Source organism: Komagataeibacter xylinus, assembly GCF_009834365.1.
In the GTDB taxonomy this organism is placed as follows: Bacteria; Pseudomonadota; Alphaproteobacteria; order Acetobacterales; family Acetobacteraceae; genus Komagataeibacter; species Komagataeibacter xylinus_D.
This window is the reverse complement of sequence record NZ_CP041350.1, coordinates 13106-34990: the sequence shown is the minus strand read 5'-3', so window position 1 is coordinate 34990 and position 21885 is coordinate 13106. Positions and strand designations below refer to the sequence as shown.

19 protein-coding genes and 4 pseudogenes are annotated in these 21885 nt (G+C 57.2%); 10 read left to right on the top strand and 13 right to left on the bottom strand.

The features are described 5' to 3' along the window. Positions 1–56 precede the first annotated feature (56 nt). Positions 57–953 carry a LysR family transcriptional regulator gene (locus tag FMA36_RS18160; RefSeq protein WP_082084838.1) on the top strand — a complete coding sequence of 299 codons (897 nt, stop codon included), beginning with the start codon at positions 57–59 and terminating at the stop codon, positions 951–953. Positions 954–1128: 175 nt separating this feature from the next. Here FMA36_RS18160 and fghA read toward each other — a convergent pair whose 3' ends face one another. The 10 genes and pseudogenes from fghA to sthA form a co-directional block, all read right to left on the bottom strand. Further along, positions 1129–1956: an S-formylglutathione hydrolase gene (fghA, locus tag FMA36_RS18155; RefSeq protein ID WP_039733239.1), complete on the bottom strand. Its 828-nt coding sequence runs from the start codon at positions 1954–1956 to the stop codon at positions 1129–1131. 24 nt (positions 1957–1980) lie between these two features. After that, the gene (locus FMA36_RS18150; protein ID WP_039733238.1) at positions 1981–2382 is read right to left on the bottom strand and encodes a VOC family protein; all 402 of its coding nucleotides are present in this window, start codon (positions 2380–2382) and stop codon (positions 1981–1983) included. A gap of 59 nt (positions 2383–2441) precedes the next feature. Further along, positions 2442–3551 (bottom strand): S-(hydroxymethyl)glutathione dehydrogenase/class III alcohol dehydrogenase, encoded by a 1110-nt coding sequence (locus tag FMA36_RS18145; RefSeq protein ID WP_039733241.1) that lies wholly within the window; start codon positions 3549–3551, stop codon positions 2442–2444. 41 nt (positions 3552–3592) lie between these two features. Beyond that, on the bottom strand, positions 3593–3868 hold the full coding sequence (gene frmR, locus FMA36_RS18140) for a formaldehyde-responsive transcriptional repressor FrmR (RefSeq protein ID WP_025829448.1): 276 nt from the start codon (positions 3866–3868) through the stop codon (positions 3593–3595). Positions 3869–4152: 284 nt separating this feature from the next. Beyond that, a complete protein-coding gene (locus FMA36_RS18135; RefSeq protein WP_130732834.1) occupies positions 4153–5523 on the bottom strand; it encodes a DUF7986 domain-containing protein in 1371 nt (456 codons plus the stop codon). A 358-nt stretch (positions 5524–5881) separates the two neighbouring features. Further along, the gene (gene vapC, locus FMA36_RS18130) at positions 5882–6292 is read right to left on the bottom strand and encodes a type II toxin-antitoxin system tRNA(fMet)-specific endonuclease VapC (protein ID WP_061276389.1); all 411 of its coding nucleotides are present in this window, start codon (positions 6290–6292) and stop codon (positions 5882–5884) included. After that, entirely contained in the window at positions 6293–6517 is a 225-nt protein-coding gene (gene vapB, locus FMA36_RS18125; RefSeq protein ID WP_025440224.1) for a type II toxin-antitoxin system VapB family antitoxin, read from the bottom strand. Positions 6518–6601: 84 nt separating this feature from the next. Continuing rightward, a pseudogene (locus FMA36_RS18120) lies at positions 6602–6892 on the bottom strand (IS3 family transposase); the annotation flags it as partial. Beyond that, positions 6886–7116, bottom strand: a pseudogene (locus FMA36_RS18115) (transposase domain-containing protein); the annotation flags it as partial. The pseudogenes FMA36_RS18115 and FMA36_RS18120, both read right to left, overlap by 7 nt. Before the next feature lie 124 nt (positions 7117–7240). Further along, on the bottom strand, positions 7241–8677 hold the full coding sequence (gene sthA, locus FMA36_RS18110; protein ID WP_061276393.1) for a Si-specific NAD(P)(+) transhydrogenase: 1437 nt from the start codon (positions 8675–8677) through the stop codon (positions 7241–7243). A gap of 45 nt (positions 8678–8722) precedes the next feature. On the opposite strand from sthA, the pseudogene FMA36_RS18105 reads away from it, so the two are divergent. The 8 genes and pseudogenes from FMA36_RS18105 to FMA36_RS18075 form a co-directional block, all read left to right on the top strand. Next, a pseudogene (locus FMA36_RS18105) lies at positions 8723–9089 on the top strand (TetR-like C-terminal domain-containing protein); the annotation flags it as partial. An 83-nt stretch (positions 9090–9172) separates the two neighbouring features. After that, the gene (locus tag FMA36_RS19630) at positions 9173–9388 is read left to right on the top strand and encodes an alpha/beta fold hydrolase (protein WP_240906632.1); all 216 of its coding nucleotides are present in this window, start codon (positions 9173–9175) and stop codon (positions 9386–9388) included. After that, entirely contained in the window at positions 9364–9942 is a 579-nt protein-coding gene (locus tag FMA36_RS18100; RefSeq protein WP_346766537.1) for an alpha/beta fold hydrolase, read from the top strand. The genes FMA36_RS19630 and FMA36_RS18100 overlap by 25 nt, the downstream gene beginning before the upstream one ends. 206 nt (positions 9943–10148) lie before the next feature. Next, complete coding sequence (locus FMA36_RS18095) at positions 10149–11243, top strand: aldo/keto reductase (RefSeq protein WP_240906631.1); 1095 nt, start codon at positions 10149–10151, stop codon at positions 11241–11243. Next, positions 11218–12240: an IS110 family RNA-guided transposase gene (locus tag FMA36_RS18090; RefSeq protein WP_159261362.1), complete on the top strand. Its 1023-nt coding sequence runs from the start codon at positions 11218–11220 to the stop codon at positions 12238–12240. The genes FMA36_RS18095 and FMA36_RS18090 overlap by 26 nt, the downstream gene beginning before the upstream one ends. Before the next feature lie 306 nt (positions 12241–12546). Further along, a pseudogene (locus tag FMA36_RS19930) lies at positions 12547–12654 on the top strand (integrase core domain-containing protein); the annotation flags it as partial. Between the two features lie 389 nt (positions 12655–13043). After that, the gene (locus tag FMA36_RS18080) at positions 13044–14327 is read left to right on the top strand and encodes a chloride channel protein (protein WP_019092385.1); all 1284 of its coding nucleotides are present in this window, start codon (positions 13044–13046) and stop codon (positions 14325–14327) included. Between the two features lie 67 nt (positions 14328–14394). Next, positions 14395–15717 carry a ClC family H(+)/Cl(-) exchange transporter gene (locus tag FMA36_RS18075; RefSeq protein ID WP_061276665.1) on the top strand — a complete coding sequence of 441 codons (1323 nt, stop codon included), beginning with the start codon at positions 14395–14397 and terminating at the stop codon, positions 15715–15717. Between the two features lie 36 nt (positions 15718–15753). On the opposite strand, the gene FMA36_RS18070 is transcribed toward FMA36_RS18075, so the two are convergent. Then, a complete protein-coding gene (locus FMA36_RS18070; RefSeq protein ID WP_019087019.1) occupies positions 15754–17016 on the bottom strand; it encodes a cation:proton antiporter in 1263 nt (420 codons plus the stop codon). Between the two features lie 88 nt (positions 17017–17104). Continuing rightward, positions 17105–19687 carry a heavy metal translocating P-type ATPase gene (locus tag FMA36_RS18065; RefSeq protein WP_159264361.1) on the bottom strand — a complete coding sequence of 861 codons (2583 nt, stop codon included), beginning with the start codon at positions 19685–19687 and terminating at the stop codon, positions 17105–17107. 230 nt (positions 19688–19917) lie between these two features. On the opposite strand from FMA36_RS18065, the gene FMA36_RS18060 reads away from it, so the two are divergent. Further along, positions 19918–21195 carry a type II restriction endonuclease gene (locus FMA36_RS18060; RefSeq protein WP_159264359.1) on the top strand — a complete coding sequence of 426 codons (1278 nt, stop codon included), beginning with the start codon at positions 19918–19920 and terminating at the stop codon, positions 21193–21195. Between the two features lie 276 nt (positions 21196–21471). Here FMA36_RS18060 and FMA36_RS19355 read toward each other — a convergent pair whose 3' ends face one another. Next, complete coding sequence (locus FMA36_RS19355; protein WP_174520980.1) at positions 21472–21645, bottom strand: hypothetical protein; 174 nt, start codon at positions 21643–21645, stop codon at positions 21472–21474. Positions 21646–21885 lie beyond the last annotated feature (240 nt).

Genomic DNA, 21885 nt, shown 5'->3' with positions numbered 1-21885 from the left:
CTTTTTTAAGAGATAAATTGTCGATAGAAGATGTCAGTCACAACTGAGGATGATGAATGCTTGATCGTTTGACCAGTATGAAGGTTTTCATCAAGGTTGTGGAACTGGGGTCTTTTGCCGCGGCCGCTCAGCGTCTGACCTTATCGCCGCAGATGGTGGCCAAACATATAGAGGCTCTGGAGCGTCATCTTGGCACGCGCCTGCTCCATCGGACGACACGTCGTCAGAGCCTCACAGAAATAGGGAGTCTTTACTGCGAGCAATGTCATCTCGTCCTGAAGGCTGTCGAGCGTGCTGATAATCTTGCCGCCAACACGCTGGGCGAACCACGTGGTACACTTGCTGTCAGCGTACCAGTTACCTTCGGGCGGACCATGTTCCCCATGTTTCTACATAATTTTCGGAAGAAATTCCCGAAGGTACGATTACAAGTATCCCTTACGGATCAACTGGTTCATCCGACGCTGGATGGCCATGAAGCTGTCATTCGTATTGGCGAGCCAGATCCCGATCTTACGGTCGTCAGTCGCCCTCTGGCCTCATATTCCCTCACGGTCTGCGCAGCGCCTGCCTATCTCGAAAAATTTGGCGCTCCGGACAGTCCTGAGGAACTCGCCCGGCATCAGTGTCTTGTCTACGAAAACTCTGCAAATTCTGTACGAACAGCATGGCACTTTATACGAAAGACCTGCACACGATCTGTCATGGTTTCTGGCACTGTGACGTCCAACGACTGGGGCTTTCTATTGGCCCTCACCTTGTCAGGAGAGGGCATAGTATTGGGTTCTGAACAGGCCTTGAAGCCCGAACTTGATTCTGGCCGCCTTGTCCGCATTCTATCCCAGTGGAGAGTTCCTGGTCGCCCGATGCATCTGCTTTACAATGCCGGCCCTGCTATGACCCCAAAACTGCGGAGTTTCGTTATCGAAGTTCAAAACGCCTTTCCGCCATGACATCTGAGATATCCTACGATGCTCCGGCGCGTCGAAAGGTCCATGCTCTTCGACGGTACGCTCAAGCCCACACGGCAAGCTGCCAGCTGATTTCACAGTTTGAAAGATGCCCCTAACAGATTTCATCTCCACTCAAAGCCAGAAAATTCCGGATCCCAAAAGACAGACAATCTATTCATCGTAGTTTACTCACGAAATATCTGAGATGATCTGCAATAAAACTGGCTACAAAATAATAGCTGTGATCGTAATCAGGACGAAGATTCAGGATGAGTTCCTGCCCTGCATTCTGTGCGGCTTCCTGGAACAGTTCTGGCCTGAGCTGTTCTTTCAGAAACTGGTCCGCCAGACCCTGATCTATCAGAACAGGCAGTCTTTCCTTCGCTGTCCGCACAAGTTCAAGCGGGTCATAGGCTGCCCAACTGGCACGATCCGGCCCCAGATAAGCACTGAATGCTTTTTCACCCCATGGTACCTGCGTTGGTGCCACAATGGGTGAAAAGGCTGACACAGAACGATAGCGGCCAGGATTACGCAGCGCGATCATGATGGCGCCAAATCCACCCATCGAATGTCCCGCAATGCCTCGCTGCTGCGTAACCGGAAAGCTCGCCTCAATCAGCGCAGGAAGTTCCGTGACGACGTAATCATACATCCGATAATGCACAGCCCACGGCTCCTGCGTCGCATTGAGGTAAAATCCGGCACCCTGTCCAAGATCGTACGCATCGTCATCAGCCACACCCACGCCCCGTGGACTGGTATCCGACGCGACAATGGCGATGCCCAGTTCTGCGGCCACGCGTTGCGCGCCAGCCTTGCCAATGAAATTCTGCTCCGTACATGTCAGACCGGAGAGCCAGTAAAGAACGGGAACCTTTTCAGTTTTTGCCTGCGGCGGCAGGTAGATCGCGAAGTTTGCTTCCACACCCAACGACACGGACTTGTGTCGCCAGACTTCCTGCACGCCCCCAAAAGAGGCGTGTGTTTCCTTGCGTTCCATGGCTCTCACTGCCTTTTGCGCATGTCAGTTACCGTCCGTGAAGGTATAAGTGCAGATCTTGTTCCCTGCCGGATCCCGGAGATAGGCAGCGTAAGCGCCCGGTAAGTGGCTTCGCGGACCGGGTGCGCCTTCATCGGCTCCCCCATTGGCAAGACCTGCGGCATGAAAAGCCTCCACTTCGGCGGGTGTCGCTGCTGCAAAACCGATGGTGACACCGTTGCTTGAGGGCGCTTCACCGTTGCCTGGACGTGCAATGATGAAGGCTGGCTTTTCGCGGCCATACAGAATCCACCCATGCCCGAACGGCCCCAGGTTTTTTATGCCCAGAGCCGCAAGCGCGGCGTCATAGAATTTCGCGGATACCGCAGTATCCACTGCCCCAAGAAAAACATGAGAGAAAACACCGTCACCGGAAATAACTGCCATGATCGTTCTCCTGTAATTTCCAACCATTGGAAATGATGTTGCGCGGTGAGACGCAGACCTTAGAAATGAATGACGGAACGGATGGATTTTCCTTCATGCATCAGATCGAAGGCCGTATTGATGTCTTCGAGCGGCATGGTGTGGGTTACGAAAGGCGCAAGTTCGATATCGCCACGCATGGCATCTTCGACCATGCCGGGAAGCTGGCTGCGTCCCTTGACCCCACCGAAAGCCGAGCCGCGCCACGAACGCCCCGTCACAAGCTGGAAGGGACGGGTCGAAATTTCCTGACCGGCCCCTGCCACCCCGATGACGATCGACTGCCCCCACCCACGATGCGCGGCTTCTAACGCCGCGCGCATGACGTTGACGTTTCCGATACATTCAAATGTATGATCAATACCCCAGCCGGTCATTTCCACAAGAACCTGCTGAATCGGTTTGTCATAATCCTTGGGGTTGAGGAATTCCGTGGCGCCGAATGCTTTGGCAAGTTCAAACTTTTCCGGGTTGGTATCAATAGCGAAAATCCGGCCAGCCTTTGCCTGTCGCGCTCCCTGAATGACCGCGAGACCGATCCCGCCCAGACCGAAGACGGCAACCGTATCTCCCGGCTGCACCTTGGCCGTGTTGTGTACCGCACCAATCCCTGTGGTGACGCCACATCCCAACAGACAGACATGCTCTGGATTGGATGCGGGATTGATTTTTGCCAGAGAAACCTCGGCGACAACCGTGTATTCGCTGAACGTCGAACACCCCATGTAATGATGGATCGGCTGACCTTTGTAGGAGAAGCGTGTCGTGCCATCCGGCATCACGCCTTTACCCTGTGTGGCGCGCACTGAAATGCAGAGATTGGTTTTTCCCGACTTACAGAACAGACATTCACCGCATTCCGCCGTGTAAAGCGGAATGACATGGTCGCCGGGGGCAACGCTGGTGACCCCTTCTCCGACCTCGATGACAATTCCCGCGCCTTCGTGACCCAAAACGGCTGGGAACAGTCCCTCGGGATCATCCCCTGACAGGGTAAACGCATCAGTGTGGCACACACCCGTATGCGTGATCTGCACGAGCACCTCACCAGCACGAGGAGGCGCTACATCGATCTCGACAATCTCAAGGGGCTTACCCGCCTCGAAAGCAACTGCGGCCCGTGATTTCATGATTTTTTCTCCAAATAACCTATCAGCCAGCATCGAGGGCATTACCGGAGATAGGATCGAACGAGTGACACCACATTCTCGATCGAACCACTGGCAGCATCACGATCACCGGCACACTCAACAAATTCTTCCCGCAGGTGGCTTTCGAGAACACCGGCCATTAATCCGTTGATCGCTCCCCGGATAGCCGCCACCTGTTGCAGCACCGGACCGCAATCAGTTCCCTTCTCCAAAGCCTGTTCCAGCGCATCAAGTTGCCCGCGAATACGGCGCACGCGGGTCAGAACGCGCTTTTTCTCAGCCGGTGTGTGCGGCACGAACGCTTACTCCCGAATATACTACCCTTGAGTATCCTTTTCATACTATGGGGCAGTATGTAAGGGATATAAGGAACGTGCTTGTCATATGATCCGATCACAATTCCGTATTGCTGAAATTTTCACCATAACGTCCATGGGTTGCCTGTCTGTGTCTTGGGATCATTCAATAGGTGCAATCAGTGAGATCCAGACAATCTCTGCAACGAGGCTTTGAAGCGCTGATGTCCGCTATTTGGCAAACAACCTTGTGGTCCAAACGACCGAGATGAGGCGAAAGCGGACTATTTCCTGAGCCTGATGATTCCGAGTTCGTGCCACATCCACCCAAAATCGTAGGCAGCCATGCCACCGCCACTCCCTTGGGCGCGGACCGTAGTGTTTTCGATATCCTTCAACCAGATGGTCACCTTTTTACGTCCTGAAGCTGTCTGGACGGCCTGGCGCGGCGTCATATCCCCCAGGGCCGGGACTGGCTCATCAAGCACCTGCCGATAGTGCTGCTCCAGCATCTGCCCGATAATCCGGGCTTCCTCCTCGGGCGGGATCTGCAGTTCTGGCGAGACCTCCCGTCCATGCGTCCCCCGCTCTTCCATCGCCTGCGCCGGCGTCATGATCTGCATGAGCGGAGCGCGCACGAGATCTCCCAGACCGACCTGCAGCATGGCACGACCACGTTCGGCACGCTCTTTCGAGTTCACCTGCAGCCGCAACTGCCGCCCCTTCAGATCCAGCGTGCCCAGCACGATCGCACCATCATCCATCTCCGTGCGCAGGAACCGCCCGTTTTCATCCCGTCCAGCCTTGCGCACGGGATCGCTCATCGGCTCTTTCAGCCAGTTCCAGAATGACCGGCTCTCTGCCCGCAGGGCTGCCATCCCGTCAAGCACATCCGCCACCATCTTCTGCGTCACGCCCTTTGCCAGCGGGAAACACACTTCGTGGAAGACCAGATCCTCTCCGTCCCCATTGAACAAAGCTGGCCCCTCCATCTGCCGGGCCATGTCCTCCAGCGTCCGGAACAGCCAGGTCAGCGTGAACATCGGCGCAAGCTCACGCAGGGTCTGCGTATCGACTTTCGGAAACTCCGCCTTGCCCCGTCTTTTCCGCAGAGCCCTGTAAAGGTTCGCAGCCAGATCCTCACAGGCACCCCGCGAATAGGCGAGCAGTCCGCCTGCCAGAATGGTCTTCCCATCGGACGGCACGAGACGTGCTGCAATCCGGTCCCACTGCTCCAGTGTCCGGGTTGCCGTGCCTTCATGCACCAGAACCGGATCACTACCCCGCAGCAGGTCTCGCGCCATCAGGCTCTGGCCGGGTCTGATGTCCGAGACTTCATACAGGCTCATGACCGAAGCCTTGAGGGCACGCATGTAGGCGCTGTTACGCGGCCCTTCCTTCCAGCTCCGACGCTTGAGGTAAACGTCGACGAAGTTCCGGCCGTCATCCCAGTCCTGCCCGAGAAAATCCTCGAAGGCGCAGCCCCACAGCGTCATGGCAACGTCGGGGCCGATCATCTCCGCCAGATCCTCGAAGGAGATGTCGCCCGCTTCCAGCGCCGGACCAATGTGATCGCCAAGCACTTCGCCAAAACACTCCTGCCAGTCCTCCTGGCCGAGATATCGGATCAGTCCCGTGAGTTCGTCTGCGGCCATGACTGCTCCTGCGTCTCCTGAACCTGACTCGGTGAGGCCGGAACGATATCCCGAAACAGGCATCAGGGCACCCTGCCCCACATTCACACACATGTGACCTTCGACAAAATTGCGCCGGATTACCTTTTCATCTGTTTCCCATGTGTTTCCTGCAGGGAATTTCAGACAACAAAAAACCCGCCGTGTGCGAGCGGGTTTATCGTGTCAAATCAAGGATTCATATCTGGTTTCAGGGGGCCTGCAACCAAAGAAAATTGCAGTTTGTCAGCGGGTTCGTAGAGAGGCTCTACTGCATGACATAGTCGATTGATAAACAATCGTTTTTATCAATATTCTGTCTCGCCGCAGCCTTTCCCGGTCAGACCGTGTCAGTCAACCAGTCCTCGGTTCGAAGACCTTCCACCCGCTGAAATTCCCGCAGATTGCCGGTCACCACAATCAGCCCCCTGCTCCGGGCATGCCCGGCAATCATGAGATCATACGGATCTATGATACGGCCATTCCGTTCAAGAGCAGCCCGAATGTCCGCTGTATGGGCGGCCGCTTCACTGTCGAATGGCAGGACCGCCAGCCTTGCCGCGAAGTGCTCGACCTCACGCCTTGTGTGCACGGGATCAGACGAGCGTTCCGCGCCATAAAGCAGCTCATACAGCACCACGTCCGAGATGCAGAGTTCCTCCGCACAGCTGTTGAACCTCGGACGCAGCCCCTGCGGTCGATCCCGCAACACCCGGATACAGAGGTTCGTATCCAGCAGGTAACGCAGCATTCAGAGCGCCTCGCGTTCCTGCATGGCTGGCTGGTTCCGCTCCCCCAGATCCACCCCGGGAGCCGCAAAGAAATCATCCCACGCCACATCGACCGGAGCGATGATCCGCCGTGGACCTTCGGACACGATGACCACCTCACGCACCTGTTCCCCGAAGGCGACCATCTTCGGCAGACGCACCGCCTGCGAGCGATTGGATAGAAAGAGTGTTGTGCGGGTCAGCATCGGAGATCCCTCCTCATGGATATGTATCGTGTATATCCAATTTGGACAAAAATGTCCCGTATTTTTGGAACTCTCTGCACCGCATACATACAATCCGGACAGGTGATTGGGAATATATGTGATATCGGAACACCAGTCTTGGTTAGGCCGATTGATGACCAGATCCCGCAGCAGATATGGATATTTCCGATGCTCCGGATGGGGCATGGTCGTACGCGGCTTCTGGTAAATCGCCCGCAGGCCCATGATCGCCATGAGCCGCCGGACCCGCTTGCGGCCCACTTCATGTTCCAGGCGGCGCAGATGCCATGTCATCTGCCGTAAGCCATAATAGGGCGTTTCCAGGAACTGGGCGTCGATCAGCCGCATCACCTCTGTGTATGATTGGCGTGACGAGTGTTTTCCCAGTTCCAGGGAAGGAACTCGTGCAGGCATGAGACCGGCTGGTCGTTGATCCGGGCGAGAACGTCGGCGAGACAGGCCTGGGGATCGACGTCGTTGAGCTTTGCAGTGACGATGCGGGAATACATGTCGGCCGCGCGCGGGCCGCCCCGATCGGAACCGGCGAACAACCAGGCTTTCCTGCCCAGAGCGATGCCGACTACAGAGCATAGTTGCCTTACTCCGCCAGGTTCGATGTTGCCAGCTTTCTTCACCAGCCAGAAGATCAGCCTGCATGCAGGCCCGGTGCCATGCAATGCGGAGGCAAGGAAAGCTGATCCTTCATGTCGCCACGGGTGATGGAGACTCCACGTCCCCCCTGCGACGGGGAATGCGGTTCCATGCATCAAGGGCCGCGATCTTGTATGCTTCCGCCAATGTCGGGTAATTGAAGGTCGCATCGATAAAGTAGTCGAACGTTCCCCCGAAATTAAGCACGGCCTGACCGATATGGATTAGTTCCGTGGCACTTTCACCGACTATATGCACCCCGAGCAGCCTGTGGGTTTCAAGGGAAATCACCAGTTTCAGCATCCCCGAATGCATGCCTGCGATATGCCCGCGTGATGTCTCGCGAAAGCGTGCGATCCCGCATTCATACGGTATGGATTTTTCCTTTGCCTGTTCTTCCGTCATGCCGACCGTTGAGATTTCAGGCACGGAATATATCCCATAAGGAAAGAATTCAGGGGCTGGCGGCACGGTCTGGCCAAAAGCATGGCACGCTGCGATACGCCCCTGTTCCAGCGATGTGGAAGCAAGGGACGGAAAACCGATGACATCCCCCGTGGCATAGATATGCGCGACACCTGTCTGGAACGTCTTCGGGTCTACTTGCAACCTGCCGCGACTGTCGGCCCGCAGACCGCATGCATCAAGCCCGAGTTGATCCGTAGCCCCGGAACGTCCGCCGGTATAAAGCAGGATATCAGAACGGATCTGCCCGCCATCGGCCAGGAGGGCCACGGGTTGTCCATCCGCGACCGTGATTGAATCCAGCCGGCTGCCCAGCCTGAAGCGCATTCCGCGATCGCATAACTGATGCATGAAGTCGACAATGATGCCCCGGTCCACAAAACCCAGAATACTGTCACGTGCCTCGACAACGCTCACCTGCACATCCAGCGCACTGAATATTGTCGCGTATTCAATACCGATCACCCCCCCGCCAATTACCGTCAGGGAACGTGGCAGGCGCGCAAGGCTGGTCATTTCATCGCTGTCCAGCACGACCGTCCCGTCAAAGGGCACATTGGCCGGACGGTGCGGGCGGGTACCGACGGCAATAATGATCCTGTCACCCGACACGGTCCGCGCAACCCTGTTGTCCATGGTGATCGTAATATGGTGCGGATCCACGAACCGTGCCGTGCCATGCACAACCGCTATGCCGTTGCGGGCGAACTGGTGGTCCAGCATATCGACTTCATAATCCAGGGTCTTGCGCAGGCGACTGTTCAGGTCGGCTATGGTTATATCCTTGCGGGCACGATAAGCCCGGCCATAGAAAGCCTGCTCCCGCCAGCCTGTCAGGTTGAGGACCGTCTCCCGCAGGGTTTTGGACGGAATGGTGCCGGTATGCACGCAGACCCCGCCAACCCGGGTATTTTTTTCGATAATCAGCACGGATCGACCCAGTTTCGCCGCCTGAACCCCAGCCCGCCTGCCTGACGGGCCGCTGCCGATCACGACCAGATCATAATCATATGTCTCGGTCATGCCCCATCCCCCAAACCGGACTGTTCCGGCCCATGTCGTGCCTGTATGGCTAACGCACGGATCATATGCGGGATTTCGCCGGCCATGATGGCTGCGGACCAGAACTCGACCTTTCCCCTGCTGGAAGTGGCCCGGATCGATTTCGTCAGGCGTGGGAAGAGCATGACAGAAGCGATGTCTTTAACGTGCATGCAATTCATGGCAGCGGGGCAGGCCTGTATCCAGTTTGCCTGTCAATATCCCGGTCTTTATCGGCTGATGTTCAGTTCCGATGTCGGCAAGACGATAGCCCCAGTTACATGATGCGGCCATGAATACCTTCGGAAGTCTTCCGGGTCTTCTGGAAAGAGGACAACGTGACGGAAGCTTCCGACCGGTTGCCAGCAGCGCCCTGACGGCAGCAAACCAGGCATCGTGAAACCTTGAGAATGTGGCCTTACCGGTGATAATCTCGCTGCACGATCCAGAGTAATCCAGCCTTATGAAAGCCATCGAATGTTTGATACAGGGAAGTTTGTATCAGTTGGCGATACAAATTTGTTCGTCTCTGAAGCCGGGAACCCGAAAGGAATAGTAATTATATTGCTTCATGGCGGCTTGCAGAGCCGGCTGGATTTCATTCCGCTCGCAAAGTACTTGGCAGAAGATTATAGGCTGATTGCTATTGATACGCGCGGGCATGGTCGATCTGGTATCGGGACGGCCCCCTGACATATCGACAGCTTCAGGATGATTTTACCGCGGTTCTTAACGCGATGGGGCTGCAACAATCCGGTATAATCGGACATAGTGACGGTGGCATTGTCGCCCTTCGTCTGGCTGCATCTCATGCCGTACAACCAGAGTTCGTCATAGCGGTCGGCGCGCACTGGGTGTTGCCGGAAAATGATCCGGTCCGGCAGATTTATCAGAAGATCAATCTTGAAAAATGGCGTGGGATGTTCGGGAATCAAATATCGGTCTACAACGCGGAAAATCCCGAACCGGATTTCGAAAAGTTATTCAAGGCGGCGACGCATATGTGGCTCGGCTGCGACGAAGATGCCTATCCCGGCGCGTCTGTAAAAAACATCCGGTGTCCTCTGCTCGTCGTGCATGGTGACGACGATATGCTGGTGTCGCGGCAACAGGCGTTTGAGCTTGCTGAGCAGGTTAAAGGTGCCAGATTGCTTAACCTACCCTTCGCGAAACATACGTTACTTGAAGACATGCCTGAACGTGTTTTTCCCTTTTTACAGGATTTCATGAATCGCGTTACTGCCTGAAGGCCATGCAGTTTCATGTCCCGTCAGAGAAATCCCTTTCTGATTCCCCAATGTCTGGCATGAGGCGACTATCGCCTGTCCATTTGTTCCATCAAACGAAACATTCGTGTGTTCCAAAGGACGAAAAAGCCAAACGGAAGAGAGGTTATCGAAATATAGCCTGTGTGGTAGGGTTCTGCTTCAGGAAACAGGGATTTTTCTCAAATATGAAATTGCGGCAACTTGGCAAGAGCGGCCCTCAGGTATCCGAAATCGGTCTTGGGTGCATGAGCATGTCCGGCATGTATGGTCCGGCTGATCGGAAAGAAAGCATCGCTACCATCCATGCCGCGCTGGACGCCAGGATCACGCTTCTCGACACCGGCGATTTCTATGGCATGGGCCATAACGAGATGCTGATCGGTGAGGCGATCAGGGATATTCCTCGCGACAGATTCCTCGTCAGCGTCAAATTTGGTGCGATGCGCGACCCGGGTGGCAACTGGGGTTCCTACGACGCACGGCCTGCCGCCATGAAGAACTTCCTGGCCTATACCCTGCAACGGCTCGGGCTTGATCATATCGACATCTACCGCCCTGCACGGCTGGACCCGGCAGTGCCTGTTGAAGAGACTATTGGCGCCATTGCCGAGATGGTTCAGGCTGGTTATGTCCGGCATATCGGGCTTTCGGAAGTTGGCCCGGAGACCATCCGGCGCGCGGCGTCCGTCCATCCGATCAGCGATCTTCAGATTGAATATTCGCTGATTTCACGTGGCATCGAGGACAAAATTCTTCCTATCTGTCGTGAACTCGGCATCGGCATAACAGCCTATGGCGTGCTCGCGCGTGGTCTGATCAGCGGGCACTGGCAAGGAGCAAAGGGTCCAGGGGACTTTCGGGTTCATAGTCCCCGCTTTCAGGAAGGCAATGTCGAGCGCAATCTGGCTCTCGTGGAGACATTGCGCGAAATGGCAGCCACCAAGGGCGCAAGCGTGGCCCAGCTGGCAATTGCCTGGGTGGCGGCACAGGGTGACGATATTGTACCACTTGTAGGAGCCCGCCGGCGCGATCGGCTCTCCGAGGCGCTGGGGGCGCTTGATCTTACGCTGACGCCCGGTGATCTGGCTGCTATCGAGAAGGCTATTCCCAAAGGGGCCGCAGCCGGGGAACGCTACGATCCGAAACAGATGGCAGTACTCGACAGCGAGATGGGGTGGTTGCCGTCCTCCCCGCACGGCATCGCAATGTGCCAGAATGGTCGTTGGAAGAAACGACTGCGCGAAAGGACGGCAGATGAAGGATACAGTGATAGGCATTGATCTGGCAAAGAACATTTTCCAGGTTCATGGAGCTTCGCGTGCGGGCGAGGTGATGTTTCGCAAAAAGCTGCGTCGTCAGCAGTTTATGCAGTTCATGGCCACGCAGCCGCCTGCTCTGGTCGTTCTTGAAGCGTGCGGGAGCGCGCATTACTGGGCTCGCGAACTGGCAGGAGCTGGTCACGAGGTCAGACTGATCGCTCCGCAGTATGTGAAGCCTTTCGTGAAGCGCCAGAAGAACGATGCTGCTGATGCGGAAGCGATCGTCATTGCGGCCCGTCAGCCGGAAATGCGCTTTGTCGAACCACGCACTGAAGCGCAGCAGGCGCGTGGCGTTCTTTTCCGGGCCCGGCAGCGTCTGGTGCACCAGCGCACGGAACTGGTGAATGCCCTGCGTGCCGTTCTGTATGAATTCGGTCTCGTCGTGCCACAGGGGATTGCGCATATCAGACACATTGAAGCCATGCTGGATGAGGCGGTTCTGCCAGAGGCTGTGAAGCAGGAATGCCTTGATCTGCTGCGACAGATTTCGGAGCAGAGTGTGCGGATTGATGTCAGAACAAAGAAGATCAGGATGCTTGCCCAGGAAAGTGAAAACACCTGCAGATTGCAGAGCATGCCTGGAGTGGGTCCTCTGACCGCTCTTGCGATTGAAGCTTTTGCGCCTGACCTGCAGAGCTTCCGGCGCGGGCGCGACTTTGCTGCGTGGCTGGGGCTGGTGCCCCGTCAGTTCTCATCTGGCGGAAAGGAAAGGCTGGGGAAGATATCAAAAGCCGGGCAGGCTGATATCCGCAGGCTTCTCATCATGGGCGCCATGACCCAGGTGAACTGGGCCAGCCGTAAGGCCCCTGCACCGGGAAGCTGGCTGGCACGGATGCTGGCCCGCAAGCCCCGTATGCTGGTAGCCATTGCGCTGGCCAACAGGATGGCACGAGCCATCTGGGCCATGGCAACAAAACAGGAGGATTATCGGGATCCGGCCCTGTCCGTGGCAGCCTGAGCGATGGCTCGGCTCCCGCGGATGGAACCGGTAGGGGTGTGAGAGGGCGATGACCTGAATGGGCGCATGATCGTCTGATCCGGATCGGAAAAACCAGTGGATTTCTCTGTGCTTTAAAGCACGCCTGTGAGATTTGGATCTGATCCGCTGATCACCATACTGGCCAGTGGCTTCTGAAAGGCCACATCAACAGGCCTTACAGAAGACCGCACACGATCACACGTCAATATGGGTCAGAAAACTCTTGCATAACGGACGGCAACCACAGAAGAAATCCGGGCTCATCGAAGGTTAGAAGTAAGATATGGCCGGTTCAGGGATGAATGTCTCAACGAAACGTTGCTCACGTCCCTGATGCATGCCCGCCAGATTCTGGCTGACTGGCGGGCAGACTACAATACGGTGCGCCCCCACATCCCCAACTGGATGGCAAACACCGGACCCGGTCGCCAGACAAGGGTCTCAAGGGCATGGCAGAACGGCATGATAATCTGGATAATGAAACCAGACGGAACTCACCAGATGTATGAATGATCTACGTAGCAGTCCCGTAGATTTTGAGGATGAATCTCCTGTAGCTTCCCGGTATGGGTTCTGAGCAGGGGCGTAAGAAAAAATGGTATATGCCCCGTTCCTGTCTCACAGTCTGGACCTTCTCTGCCGTGACCATTTTGCCGACATTGTCATACCATGGTGCAGATCAGGCTGACTGCCAGTCCGTTCCGGGCCGAAATCGCGCCAGACGAGCCCGTCGGCTTCGTCGTCTGGCGCGTGTCAGGACCCTGAAATGGCAAAGAACACTCATGTATTGCTCGGGGGCTGTGCTGATCGGGATTATTTCCGTGATCTTTGCCCATCTGGGGGATGCGGCGGCCGATCTGCGTTACCACATCGTCGCCCTGAATGCCTGGTCCATGCTTCTGATTGCACCGCTTGGACTGGTCGCCATTACCTGGTTGACGCGCGTGCTGTTCAATGGTGCCCAAGGCTCGGGTATCCCCCAGACAATTGCAACATTGCATATGCATAATTTCATGCTGGTGGACCGAATCCTGACATTGCGCATTGCGCTCGGCAAGATCCTGATGACATGCCTCGGTCTGATCTGCGGCGCCTCAATCGGTCGTGAAGGACCCAGCGTCCAGATCGGGGCGTCCATCATGCATGCGTTCTCGCGGGCCATGGGTCAGCATAATGACGTCACCCGACACGGTATGATCCTGGCGGGCGGAGCCGCCGGCATGGCTGCGGCCTTCAACACGCCCCTGGCCGGAGTTGTATTCGCCATTGAGGAACTCGCCCATTCCTTTGAACAGAAATCGTCAGGACGGACACTGACCGTCATCATCTTTTCCGGGATCACCGCGATTGCCCTGCTGGGGAATTATACCTATTTCGGTCGCACCAGTGCCTCCATCCCGGTTGGTGTCGCATGGTTGGCCGTTCTGGTGTGTGGTGTAAGCGGTGGGCTGGCAGGTGGCCTTTTTGCCCGCCTTGTCATCAGGCTGTCAAAAGGATTGCCTGGATCACTTCGTCCGTTTGCAGCACGTTTCCCTCTCGGGTTTGCTGCTCTATGCGGTCTGCTTCTGGCCCTGATCGGACTGGCATCCGATGGTGCAACCTATGGTACGGGCTATCTCCAGGCGCGGGGGATCGTGGATGGCAGCCTCCATTATCCCGCGTCCTTCTTTCTCCTGAAGTACCTTTCCATGCTCATCACCTTCTGTTCGGGGATACCCGGGGGCATGTTTGCACCATCTCTTGCCATTGGCGCCGGAATGGGCGGATGGATCGAGCAGTTCCTGCCCCATACATCTCCAGGCGCGGTCGTTCTGCTTGGGATGGCGGCATATTTCTGTGGCGTTGCCCAGTCCCCCCTCACGGCGACGATTATCGTAATGGAAGTATGCGATAACCAGCAGGTCACGCTGGCGCTTCTCGCGACTGCGTTTCTGGCGTTCGGGGTCTCGCGCACGGTCTGCCCGCATCCGCTTTATTCCGCCCTCGCCGCGGGGTTCATGGAGAAGACGGAACGGAAGGCAGGTCAGGAAAAAACACTTTCAAGGCAGGAAACTGATCCCTCCTGAACCGGGACCCGGGTTGCTGATGCAGTATTCCGAGCCAGAGAACCGTCAGTCAACGAAAGAAGACACGATGCTGCAGCAGGTGCCGAACCGGAAACCACAACCGGAACAGACCGGGAGTTCCTGCAGTCTGGTTTTCCTGGCGTCAGCGTCAATCCTGATCGGACTTGCGACCGGTGCAATCTGTGGGGTCTTCCGCCTGTTTCTTAAAGGGCTGGAAACCGCGCGAACGGATCTGGCTCTCCGGTTTCTGCATGGTTCTCCGTGGGAGGGTTGCTTTCTGGTCGTGGGGGTTGCCCTGGCGGCCCTTGTCGCAGTGGAAATGGTGCGCCGTTTTGCGCCGCTGGCATCAGGCAGCGGTATTCCCCATGTCGAGGCCGTGCTGTCGGGCGTCGCAGTCCCAGCGCCATGGGTGCTCATCCCGGTCAAGTTCATTGGTGGTCTGCTGGCGATTGGAAGTGGACTGGCCCTGGGACGCGAAGGGCCAAGCGTGCAGATGGGTGCCGCGGCAGCCAATACGATCGGACGACTGCTCTCTCTGGGGCAGGCGGACTGTCGCGCTCTCCTCGCCGCTGGCGCAGGAGCCGGTCTTGCAACGGCCTTCAATGCGCCTGCTGCAGGTGCCGTTTTTGTCCTGGAAGAACTGGTGGGACGGTTTGAAGCCAGAATGGTGTGTGCGGCACTCGGGGCGTCCATTTCAGCCATTCTGATCAGTCGTGGCATCCTGGGCGGCCAGCCTGATTTCATCGTGTTCCATCAGGTCCCGCCTGAAGCGATCGCGAAGCAGCTGTTCTTTGTCATGACCGGTCTCATGACCGGTCTGCTGGCGGTTGGATATAACCGGACAATTCTTGCAGCACTGCGCCTTGCCGACCGTCTGCCTGTCAGCATACCCGTCAGGGCCGTTCTGATTGGTGGTCTGGCTGGACTTGTTGTGTGGCTTGATCCCCATCTGGCAGGTGGAGGAGACTGGATTACCCAGGCAGCGATAAATAATACGATAAGCTGGCGTATTATCCCTGCCCTGTTCGTTTTCCGGTTGATCTTCGGTGCGATTTCCTATGCTGCCGCAACACCAGGAGGACTATTTGCACCCATGCTTGCCCTGGGGGCACTGTCCGGATTGGCCTGCAGCTTTGTGGCGCAGATACTGAGCCCGGATACAGCGCTGGCGACCACGCCATTTGTGATTGTCGGCATGGCCTCCATGTTTGCGGGATCCGTTCGATCGCCCTTGACGGGCATTATCCTCGTCATGGAAATGACCGGATCGTCCGATCTTGTATTGCCGCTTCTGTCTGGAAGCTTCGCGGCAATGGTAGTGGCAGGAGCGCTCGGCGATACACCGATCTACGAGGCGCTGAGGCTCAGGGCAGCAACCGGAAGACGCTGAAATTATCACCTTTTGGAATACCTGTTTCATAAGGAATCATTCAGACCGGGATGCGGATGACGGATAGAGCCTGCGGGCGACCCGTTCCATGGTCAATCCCTGCACGATAATGGTGAACACTACCACGCCGTAACAGACAGGCAGCAGCAGATTGCGCAATTCACCGGGTGGCAGTCCAAGCGCCAGCGAAACCGAGATGCCGCCACGCAGGCCGCCCCAGGTCAGGATACCCAGAACACGGCCACGCTCCCATTGCCGGAGATGAACCGGGAGGGTGGAAAACAGCACGCTCAATGCCCGCACGGCGATGGACAGCGGGATCACGGCAAGCGTTGCCAGCACCGTAAACAGATGCGGCGTGATCTCCAGTATTTCAAAGCCGATAAGCATGAACAGCAGGACATTCAGCACTTCGTCAATCAGGGTCCAGGCGATATCGAGTTCCTTGCGGGACGCTTCATCGAAAACGGAATGGCTATAGCTTGTTCCGAAACACAATCCGGCCACGACGACAGCAATCGCGCCTGACATGCCAAGGTGGTTGGCAATGCTGAAGGTTCCGGTCGCCAGGGCCAGTGACGTCAGCAGATCGATATGCGGATCCCGCTGCCCCTTGAGCACACGAAGCGCAATCCACCCCGTCAGTGCACCCAGCAGGCCGCCACCAAGCGCCTCGCGGCAGAAGCTGAGGGCAATCCCGGAGGCGGCTACGCCCTGACTGTCTCCGGTCGCCAGTCCGATCGTCACACCGAAAATAACGACCCCGACGCCGTCATTGAACAGGCTCTCGCCCGCGAAAATGGCCTGAAGCGGCCCCGGCAGCCCCAGACGCTTTAACATCCCCACGACCGAAACCGGATCAGTAGGCGCGAGAATGGCGCCGAGCACGATGCACCATGTAAAGGGAACAGCGTGGCCCAACAGCGGAAAAACACTCCAGGCCGCGCCCGCCAGAAAGGCCACGGCCAGAACAGTCCCGAGAATGGACAGGGCTGTCACGGACATCAGTTTCGCACGCAGGTGTCCGACATCAACCTGCATGGCTCCGGCAAAGAGAAGAAGTGACAGCGCACCATTCAGAAGCGCCGCGGGTAGGTTGATGACCCCCAGCACAGACCGCGGCAGGGCCTGAAGATCATAGGCCGGGATCAGCAGGTTCAGAACCATGACCAGCAGGGAAGTCAGCAACGAGAAGATCAGAACGCCGATCGTCACGGGAACGCGAAGCGTGTGGTGATTGAGAATGCTAAAGGCAGCGGCAAGCACGAGAAGCAGGGCGATCAGGCTGATGGTATCCATGGTATGATCGCTGGCCTTTCTGGCGTTTCGCGTCAAGAAAAACCGGTGCTCTCTTTTATAGACCGGGATCTGCCAGAAGGACGGATATTCACAAAAGGTTACCGGTTCTGGCATCCCGAGCGGAATGCCCGCCATCACTGATCCGCCCTAGCCTGAGCGCATTGGTAACGACGGTGACGGAAGACAGCGCCATGGCGGCACCTGCGATCATCGGCGATAGCAACAGTCCGAATACCGGGTAGAGGACGCCTGCCGCAACCGGAATGCCGATCCCGTTGAACAGAAACGAGAAGGCAAGGTTCTGCCGGATATTGCGCATGATCGCGTGCGCCAGTTTTCGGGCGCGGACCAGCGCACCCAGGCTGCCATGGGCCAGTGTGATGCCTGCGCTCTCGATGGCGACGTCAGTCCCTGTTCCCATGGCGATACCTACGGAAGCCGCCGCGAGGGCCGGCGCGTCGTTCACGCCGTCTCCCGTCATCGCCACATGGCGGCCGACACTCTCCAACTGTCTGATGATATCGGCCTTGTCCTGGGGCTTCAGCCCGGCGTGTACCTCTGCAATGTTCCCGGCAGCCTGTGCCACAGCTCTTGCAGTCGTCTCGTTATCGCCAGTCAGCATGACGATGCGCATCCCGTCATCATGCAGCGCCGCTAACGCAGCTTTCGTGTCTTCCCGCAGCGGATCGGCCACGGCAATCGTCCCCGCTGCTTTCCCGTCTATCGCAACAAACATGACCCCCGCGCCGGACTGACGATATCGCGTTGCATCTGCCTCCAGCGGAGCGGAATCTGCCCCGGCCTGCTTGAGCCTTTCGGCATTGCCGATCACCACCTGACGGCCGCCTGCCGTGCCGCTGACGCCTAGGCCGGGCTGTGAGGCGAAATCGCTGACCTGCACCAGCGTGCCATGGCGCTCCTTCAGTGCCCGGACCACTGCCTGGGCCAGCGGATGCTGGGACTGCGCTTCGATTGAGGCCGCCAGACGCAGCACATCGTCCTCCTGCCACTCTGGCGCAACGTCGAGGGCGATCAGCCGGGGATGTCCTTCCGTGAGCGTGCCGGTCTTGTCCACCACCAGGGTGTCCACCTTGTCCAGTGCCTGCAGGGCCTCGGCATTGCGCACCAGAACGCCCTCACGCGCGCCGCGCCCGGTGCCGACCATGATGGACATCGGCGTGGCCAGTCCCAACGCGCAGGGACAGGCGATGATCAAAACGGATATGGCATTGAGCAGGGCATGGCCGAAGCGCGGCGTGGGACCGACAAAATACCACACGACGAAAGTCACGAGGGATATACCCAACACCAGCGGGACGAACCAGTCCGACACGCGGTCGGCGATGCTCTGGATCGGCGCACGACTATGCTGTGCTGTGGCAACCATTGCCACGATGCGAGCAAGCATGGTGTCGCTGCCGACCGCCCGTGCCTCGATTTCCAGGCTGCCAGTGCCGTTAATGGTGCCACCCGTTACCGCATCGCCCGGTTTCTTCGCCACGGGCGCAGGCTCGCCGGTGATCATCGCTTCATCCACACTGGACGCGCCGTTCAGCACCTTGCCATCGACAGGGACGGATTCACCGGGCCGAATGCGGAGACGGTCGCCTGTCGCGATATCTTCGACCGCAACATCGTTTTCCTGGCCGTCAGCGCCAATGCGATGCGCCTGTTTCGGCGTGAGATCCAATAGCGCGCGGATCGCGTTGCCGGTTGCGGCGCGAGCGCGCAGTTCCAGGACCTGCCCAACCAGCACGAGTGCCACCACCACGCCCGCGGCCTCGTAATAGACCGGAAGGCTGCCGTCAGGCATCCGGAAGGTCGCGGGGAAGGCGTCGGGAAAGATCGTTGCCACGAGGCTGTAGCCAAAGGCCGCACCCACGCCGAACATGATCAGGGTGAACATGTTGAAATGGCCGGTGCGTAGTGAGGCGAGACCGCACTGAAAGAACGGTAACCCGGCCCAGCAGACGGCAGGCAGCGTGAGCGCGAGTTGCACCCATGGCGACAGCACAGGCGGCACAGGATGCAGACCGACATCGCCTCCCATGGCGATGAGCATGAGCGGAATGGCAAGCACCCCGGCCACGATCAGGCGGCGCGTAAAATCCCTGAGTTCGGGATTTTCCTTATTGTGCCCGGTCGGATCCTCCGGCTCCAGCGCCATGCCACAGAGCGGGCAGTCTCCGGAGTGATCCTGCCGGATCTGCGGATGCATGGGACAGGTCCAGATTGTGTGGTTTCCGGCAAGAGAGGGCATTTCGTTCGTGGACGTATGATGGTCATGGCCGGTATTGCTGCCCGATTTCTGACCATGTTCCATTGCTGGCATCGCCGGAGCATTACCAGTTTTCTCTGCAGGTTCCAGCGCCATGCCGCACTTAGGGCATTTTCCCGGATGCGTTTCCCTGATTTCCGGGTGCATCGGACAGGTCCACGCCGTCTGGCCTGCCAGGGACTGGTCATGGGTAATGGACGCCTCGTCCGCCACGAAAGCTGCGGGGTCTGCCCCGAATTTCCGCTGGCAGTGTTCACTACAAAAATAATAATCGTGCCCATCATGCAGCGTGTGAAATTTTGCTGTCACAGTATTCACACTCATGCCACAGACCGGATCATGTACGGTTCTGGGCACCATCATCTGCCGATCATCCTGTCTGGTATCCGTCATGCGTGTTTCCCCGATGGAAGCGGCTGAATTTCAGACTGCGATGGAACAGGCATTGAAACCATGTCACAGCACAGACAATGAAACGACCACTTTGTCGAGACAGTTGCCCGCATACCGGTGATCCCCAAAAAGAGCATACATTCAGCGATTACATGATCGTCAGCAGGCATTGACCTACGTCGCTGTTACAATCAGTGTCTGGAATGAACGTAATCTTAGCTTCTGGACTGATGACCGACCTTATTCGAGACCTCATTCTTCGCTGGCGGGACGATCCGGCAGCGACCTATCAGAGCTGGTTTTTATGGGACGAGCGTATCAAGAACTTTCGCTCCATCCGCAGGGGGCTGCAGCAGGTTGTCACCGAGATTGCCGCTGGTACGTTCGGGGTCGCCTATCGTGGCTCCTCACTGGAAACAGTTGTCCATTCGATTGCGGAGCAGCGTCAGATTTTCAGGGGGGCAGATCATGCGTTCCTTTGGAAGCCAAAGCTACGAATTCCAGATATCTACGAGAATCCCGTCAACCAGAAAGCGTTCGGTCAGCTTCTCGATACCTGTCTGTGCTGCAATACTGAAGAGTACGTGGTTTCGGCCATTCATGCGATTGATGCTCGCAAGATAAAGGGACTGGGACCAGCCGTGGCCAATCTGCTGTATTTTCTGCATCCGACAATCATGCCGCCGTTCAACACGGCGATCGTGAAGGGCTATAACGCTCTGACCGGATCGAAGGTGAAACTGGGGCGATGGGAAGAGTATCTCGCCATGCGGCAGGGAATCCTGAAGCTGAATGCGACCTATCGTTCACTGCTTTCCAATGATCTGGGCGCCATCGGAGGACTGCTGTTTGACCTCGGTAGCGGACGCTATACAGCGCCACCTCTCGAGGATGACGAAACCGCGCGAAAGCTTTGGGAAGCCGATCTCCATCAGGTAAGGGAGCAGAGCGCGAAAGAAGCCCGGATCCTCGCCGCGGAGCGGGAAACGGATCATACCCATACCGAGATTCAGGGCTGGCTTCGTGATCTGGGGCTTTCCCTGGGGTATGATGTCTGGATTGCGGCCAATGACCGCAGTCGTCCATGGCAGGACGGTAAATTGGGAGATGGCTGCCTGTCGGTGTTGCCAGGGTTCACGACAGAAACGCAGGGAGCGGAATCCGTGCGCCTGATCGATGTCCTGTGGCTGGACCAAGAAAGCCGCAGGATTGTTGCAGCATTCGAGGTCGAACATTCAACGACCATCTATTCCGGTATCGTGCGGATGCTGGATCTTGCTCTCGGGTCAGAGGCGCAGGCCCTGGAGGGCCTGTTCCTTGTTGCGCCGGACAAGCGGGAAGCCGATGTGCGGGAACAGTTGAAGCGGCCGGCCTTCAGCAGGATTGCCGACCTGAAAGTCCGGTATCTGCCTTATGAGGCGCTTGAGAAGGATCGTGAGGCAATCGAGCGTTTTGGTCATGGGATGAAGCCTATTCAGGCAATATCCCATCTTCTTACCCCAGCGTGATGTTGATGACAGCAATGAGCGGTACAATATCTGTTTCAGAGCGGGCAGAGAAATCGGGGCAGCTTCCCTCTCTGTCCCGAACGTCTTTTGCCATACGATGTCCGCTTATCGGAACCGGGAGCGGTCCTGTTATACTACCAGGTGGAGAGATCGAAGAACCGTTGATTGAAGGCATTATGTCCTGATTTTGGGCTTAACGAGCAAGTATTGATGGTTCTGGGTAATGACTTTCGCTCTGTGCCTGGGGCAGAACGGGGAGCATTATAGGCTGGTTTTCTACGCGGCGGCGCTGATCCGCTCCAGAAACAGAAAGCGGCGCATGTTGTAGACGATATTGGCCAGTCGGCCGCTGCCGTCGCGCAATGGTTTTCGGTCGTCTCGGCACAACCCGTACCCGAACATGATGGCCGTCTCATCATCGCCCGTCAGGCAGCCGATGCTTATATGCACCGCAGCAAGGCTGAGAACACACTGCGCACCTGTCGCGCCGCCGTCCGGTCCTGGTGTCGCTGGGCCTGCCCTTCAGGAAACGTCCGCGCCTGCGGACTCAGCACCACCTGACCTGCCTGTCGTCCCGCCATCGTTCTGCTTCCGTCATTGCGACAGGAGCATCATCTAATGATGCTTATTTCAGTTTCAGATGACGAGGAGGAAAGAGTTCTTCGTTCTCTGGAATTGATGCTCGCAAAG